Source organism: Streptomyces sp. UH6, from assembly GCF_013421635.1.
GTDB classification, from domain to species: domain Bacteria; phylum Actinomycetota; class Actinomycetes; order Streptomycetales; family Streptomycetaceae; genus Streptomyces; species Streptomyces abyssomicinicus.
In genome coordinates this window covers 1-5,427 of sequence record NZ_JACADT010000351.1, presented here as the reverse complement: position 1 = coordinate 5,427, position 5,427 = coordinate 1, and the positions used below count along the sequence as shown (strand labels likewise).

The 5,427-nt window shown below is 71.0% G+C and carries 6 protein-coding genes; all 6 read right to left on the bottom strand.

The genetic code is table 11. The annotated features are described in order from the left end of the window. Positions 1 to 248 (bottom strand): rod shape-determining protein MreD (gene mreD, locus HW445_RS17405; RefSeq protein ID WP_180221927.1); only part of this gene is annotated, 248 nt, incomplete at its 3' end. A 20-nt stretch (positions 249 to 268) separates the two neighbouring features. Next, a complete protein-coding gene (gene mreC, locus HW445_RS17400) occupies positions 269 to 1,327 on the bottom strand; it encodes a rod shape-determining protein MreC (RefSeq protein ID WP_180221926.1) in 1,059 nt (352 codons plus the stop codon). A gap of 200 nt (positions 1,328 to 1,527) precedes the next feature. After that, positions 1,528 to 2,547: a rod shape-determining protein gene (locus HW445_RS17395; RefSeq protein ID WP_108955326.1), complete on the bottom strand. Its 1,020-nt coding sequence runs from the start codon at positions 2,545 to 2,547 to the stop codon at positions 1,528 to 1,530. Positions 2,548 to 2,802: 255 nt separating this feature from the next. Beyond that, positions 2,803 to 3,216, bottom strand: coding sequence for a nucleoside-diphosphate kinase (gene ndk, locus HW445_RS17390; RefSeq protein ID WP_151773214.1), 414 nt, complete (start codon positions 3,214 to 3,216; stop codon positions 2,803 to 2,805). Between the two features lie 225 nt (positions 3,217 to 3,441). Then, positions 3,442 to 3,780, bottom strand: coding sequence for a DUF4233 domain-containing protein (locus HW445_RS17385; protein WP_180221925.1), 339 nt, complete (start codon positions 3,778 to 3,780; stop codon positions 3,442 to 3,444). Between the two features lie 8 nt (positions 3,781 to 3,788). Further along, the gene (locus tag HW445_RS17380; protein WP_180221924.1) at positions 3,789 to 5,309 is read right to left on the bottom strand and encodes a folylpolyglutamate synthase/dihydrofolate synthase family protein; all 1,521 of its coding nucleotides are present in this window, start codon (positions 5,307 to 5,309) and stop codon (positions 3,789 to 3,791) included. Between the last annotated feature and the right edge of the window lie 118 nt (positions 5,310 to 5,427).

Genomic DNA, 5,427 nt, shown 5'->3' with positions numbered 1-5,427 from the left:
ACGCAGAGCACCAGCGCGTACCGCCCGGCGGCGTGGTCGGCGGGCGGGGCGAGGTCCGCGAGCAGGCCGGCCGTGAAGCCGACCAGGGCGCCGCCGGTGTGCCCGTAGACCAGGGCGAGGCCGAGCACCGTGAGCAGCAGCAGGTCGGGGACGGCCCCCGGCAGCTGAAGCCTGGCCAGGACGCTCACCTGGATCACCAGGGCGACGACCACCAGCGTGCCCGAGAGCAGGATCCGGTTGAGTTTCATGGGTGGGTCCCCCCAGTTCCTTACTGCTCGTCCTGTTCCTGCTGCGGCTGTTGTCCGCCCTGCTGGGCGCCGTCCTGCGCCGCCGCCTCACCGTCCTGCGCCGCCGCCTGGCCGTCCTGTCCGGCCTGTCCGTCCTGGCCCGCCTGGCCGTCCCCGGCCTGCGGGTCCTGCGCGCCGGGCGTGACGGTGACCGTCACCGTGGGGACGGGCGTCGGCTTCGGCTTGGGCGGCAGCACGCTGTCCCGCGGGTCCTTGCCGGGACCCTGGACGACGATGCCGACGATGTCCAGCTGGGTGAAGCTGACGAACGGCTTGACGTAGACCGTACGCGTGAGGTCGCCGCCCGCCGGGTCGACCCGCTGGACGACGCCGACCGGGACGCCCGGCACGAACGGCTTGTCCCCCTGGGAGCCGAAGGTGACCATGCGGTCGCCCTTCTCCACCTTCGCCTTGCCGTTGAGCAGTTGTACGCGCAGCGGCCGGTCGCCCTGGCCGGAGGCGAAGCCGAGCTCGTCGCTGTCCTCCATCCGGGTGCCGACGGTGAAGTCGGGGTCGCTGGCCAGCAGCACCGTCGCCGTCTCGGGGCCCACGGTGGTGACCCGGCCGACCAGGCCGTCGCCGTTGAGCACCGTCATGTCGCGGCTGATGCCGTCGTTGGCGCCGACGTCCAGGGTGACCGTCCAGGAGAAGCCCTGGGCGGCGCCGATGCCGACCACCTGGGCGCCCTTGATCTTGTACTGGCCGGCGCCGGCCGTGGCCAGCATCTTCTCGAACTGGCGGAGTCTGCTGCGGTCGCGGGAGTCGCTGCCGAGTTCCGCCTTGAGGGCGGCGTTCTCCTGCTCCAGTTCGGTGAGCCGGTCGTGGCGCTCGCCGGAGTCGCGGACGGCCGCGACGGCGTTGCCGATCGGATCGACCGCGGAGGCGACGCCGTTCTCGATCGGGCCGAAGACGGCGGCCGCGGCATGCCGGGCACCGTCGACGGGTGAGTCCTTCCCACCCCTGATGTCCACCGTGATCAGCGCGAACGCGATCGCGACCAGCAGCACCAGGAGCAGCCGGCTCTCTCGTGTGTCCCTCACGTGCGGCGGCCGTGCCTTCCTTGTCGGAATGGTCTTACGGACTTGCTGTGCCGACGGGCGGCGATGTGCGGACGGGCGGATCCGCGGGAGAAACGCCCGGGCCGGACACCGGGGTTCCGGGTCCGGCCGGAGATCCGCCGTACCGGTGCGCCCCGTACGGCGGACGGGTGACGGCTCATCACTCGACCGGCGGTACCCGGTCAGCGACGCGGCTGGGCGTCCAGCACCTGCTGGAGCGCCTCGAACTCCTCGACGCACTTGCCGGAGCCGAGCGCCACGCTGTCCAGCGGGTCCTCGGCGATGTGGATCGGCATGCCGGTCTCCCGGCGGAGCCGCTCGTCCAGGCCGCGGAGCAGGGCGCCGCCGCCGGTGAGGACGATCCCACGGTCCATCACGTCGCCCGACAGCTCGGGCGGGCACTTGTCCAGCGTGGTCTTCACGGCGTCGACGATCGCGTTGACCGGTTCCTCGATCGCCTTGCGGACCTCCGCGGCGGAGATGACCACGGTCTTCGGCAGGCCGGAGACCAGGTCGCGGCCGCGGATCTCGGTGTGTTCGTCCTTGTCCAGGTCGTACGCGGAGCCGATCGAGATCTTGATCTGCTCGGCCGTCCGCTCGCCGAGGAGCAGCGAGTACTCCTTCTTGACGTGCTGGATGATCGCGTTGTCCAGCTCGTCGCCGGCGACCCGGATCGACTGTGCGGTCACGATGCCGCCGAGGGAGATCACCGCGACCTCCGTGGTGCCGCCGCCGATGTCCACCACCATGTTGCCGGTGGCCTCGTGGACCGGCAGGCCGGAGCCGATGGCGGCCGCCATGGGTTCCTCGATGATGTGCACCTGGCGTGCGCCGGCCTGGGTCGACGCCTCGATGACGGCGCGGCGCTCCACTCCGGTGATCCCGGACGGCACGCACACCACGACCCGCGGCCGGGCGAGGTAGCGGCGCTTGTGGATCTTCAGGATGAAGTAGCGCAGCATCCGCTCGGTGATCTCGAAGTCGGCGATCACACCGTCCTTCAGCGGACGCACCGCCACGATGTTGCCGGGCGTGCGGCCGATCATCTTCTTCGCCTCGGCCCCGACCGCGAGGATGCCGCCGGTGTTGGTGTTGATCGCGACGACCGACGGCTCGTTGAGTACGATCCCGCGACCCCTCACGTACACCAGCGTGTTGGCGGTCCCGAGGTCGACAGCCATGTCACGGCCGATGAACGACATTGAGTTCCCCATCAGGATTCGTCTGGCCGTCCCACGTTGAGCGTGGAGCCGCTTGCGGTGGGGACGGCAAGGGTGGGTGCTGTGACGTGAAGGCTTGCAAGGGCTACATCGTAGTCTCGCCCGCCCGGACACTGCGCGAGGGTCTCCGCCATTCTCAGCAGATGGCGGCGCTGTACGCCTGTGGTGACGTGCCATCGGAGGGAAAGGTTCCCCCAAGAGGGTCCGCCGTCCCGGAACGCGGCGGGAGGGGTGTTCTCAGCCGCGGCCGGGGAAGAAGATCTTGATCTCGCGCTCGGCGGACTCCTCGGAATCCGAGGCGTGGATGAGGTTCTCGCGGGTGATGACACCGAAGTCGCCGCGGATGGAACCGGGCTGGGCCTCGATCGGGTCGGTGGGGCCGGCCAGGCGGCGGACGCCCTCGATCACGCGCTCGCCCTCGACGATCAGCGAGACGACGGGGCCGGAGGCCATGAACTCGATGAGGGGCTCGTAGAAGGGGCGCCCGACGTGTTCCTGATAGTGGTGCTCAAGCGTGCTTCGGTCGAGGGTCCGCAGCTCCAGCGCAGTGATCCTCCAGTCCGCCTTCCGCTCGATTCGGCCGATGATCTCACCGACCAACGAGCGGCGGACAGCGTCCGGCTTCAGCAGGACGAGCGTGCGCTGGGTCATGGTATGCGGCTCCTTGCAGGCCAAAGGGGCAGATGGCCTGAGGGTACCGGGTCGTTCGGGAGAGGTGACGCCCGGACCGCCCGAGGAGCCCCGCGAAGCGGGGAGCACGATCCGCAGTACGGTGAGCGGAAGGGAAAGCCAGGGCCTCTCCGCCGGTGCGGAGAGGCCCGGGGCGTCATGAGGAGCAACGATCGTCAGGGCGGTCGGTTGCACCGGCCGACCGGATCAGGCGGCCGGAGCCGAGGCTCGGGCGGCCTTGGCGGCGTCGATCACGCGGCCGTAGTGGACGGAGGCCCACCACAGCACCGCGAAGATCAGGCCGAGCCCGAACATCATCGGGACCACGAAGCCCGAGGCGACCAGCGCGACCTGGAGGACCCAGCCCAGGGCCACCCCGCCCGGCCGAGTGATCACGCCGCAGAGCAGCACCGACACCAGCATGCCGATCCCGCACACCGTCCACACCGTGGACATGGCCAGGTCCGGGTCCTTCATGGCGACCAGCCCGGCGAAGCCGATGACGAAGAACTCGCCGATGAGCGTCGAAGCGCAGAGGGTACGCACGGAGATCGTCAGCCCTTCCCGAGGAGCAGCCGGGCCTCGCCGACCGTGATGACAGAACCGGTGACCAGCACGCCGCCGCCGGCGAACTCGCCCTCTTCCTCGGCGAGCGTGATCGCCGCCTCCAGCGCGTCCGGCAGCCGCGGCTCGACCTGGACCCGCTCCTCGCCGAACACCTCGACGGCGATCGCGGCCAGCTCGTCCGCGCTCATCGCCCGGTGGCTGGAGTTCTGGGTGACCACGACCTCCGCGAAGATCGGCTCGAACGCCTCGAGCAGTCCGCGCACGTTCTTGTCGCCGCTCGCGCCGACCACGCCGATCAGGCGGCTGAAGTCGAACGCCTCCCTGATCGCCTCGGCGGTGACCCGCGCGCCGGCCGGGTTGTGGGCGGCGTCCAGGACCACGGTGGGCGAACTCCGCACGACCTCCATGCGGCCCGGCGAGGAGACCGAGGCGAAGGCCCGGCGCACCGTCTCGACGTCCAGCGGGCCGGAGCGCGCCCCGCCGACGCCGAAGAACGCCTCGACGGCCGCCAGCGCGACCGCCGCGTTGTGCGCCTGGTGGGCGCCGTGCAGCGGGAGGTAGACCTCCTCGTACTCGCCGCCGAGTCCGCGCAGGGTCAGCATCTGGCCGCCGACCGCGACCTGCCGGGAGAGCACGCCGAACTCCAGGCCCTCGCGGGCCACCGTGGCGTTCCTCTTCACGGACGTCTTGAGCACGACCTGCGCCGCGTCCACCGGCTGCTGGGCGAGGACCACGGTGGCGTCGTCCTTGATGATCCCCGCCTTCTCGGTGGCGATCTCGCCCGTCGTGGAGCCGAGACGGTCGGTGTGGTCCAGGTCGATGGGGGTGATCACGGCGACGTCGGCGTCGATGACGTTGGTGGCGTCCCAGGTGCCGCCCATGCCGACCTCGACCACGGCCACGTCGACCGGCGCGTCGGCGAACGCCGCGTACGCCATGCCGGTGAGGACCTCGAAGAAGGAGAGCCGGTACTCCTGCTGGGCGTCGACCATGTCGACGTACGGCTGGACGTCCCGGTAGGTCTCGATGAACCGCTCTGCGCCGACCGGGTGGCCGTCCAGGCTGATCCGCTCGGTGACGGACTGCACGTGCGGGCTGGTGTAGCGGCCCGTGCGCAGGTCGAAGGCGCCGAGCAGGGCCTCGATCATGCGGGCGGTGGAGGTCTTGCCGTTGGTGCCCGTGATGTGGATCGACGGGTAGGCGCGCTGCGGGTCGCCGAGGACGTCCATCAGCGCGGCGATGCGGCTGACGGAGGGCTCCAGCTTGGTCTCGCCCCAGCGGGTGGCGAGCTCCTGCTCCACCTCGCGGAGCGCCCTGTCGACCTCCGGGTCCTCGGGCCGGGCGGGCACGTCGGCGCTGGGCGGGCCGCCCTGGGTGCGCAGGGTGCGGCTGCCGGCCTCGATCACGGCGAGATCGGGATCGCGGTCGGTCTCCTCCGCGATGATCTCTTCGAAGGCGTCCAGCGGGTCGGGGCGCTCACTGCTGTCGTCCGGGGGGAGGTCACTCACGCGCCCAGTCTACGTTCCGGGTACGACACGGTTCGTCCCCGGGCACCGGCCGGCTCAGCCCAGCCACGCCCTCAGCCGCAGCCGCCCCCACAGGTGCGCGGCGGCGAACGACAGCACG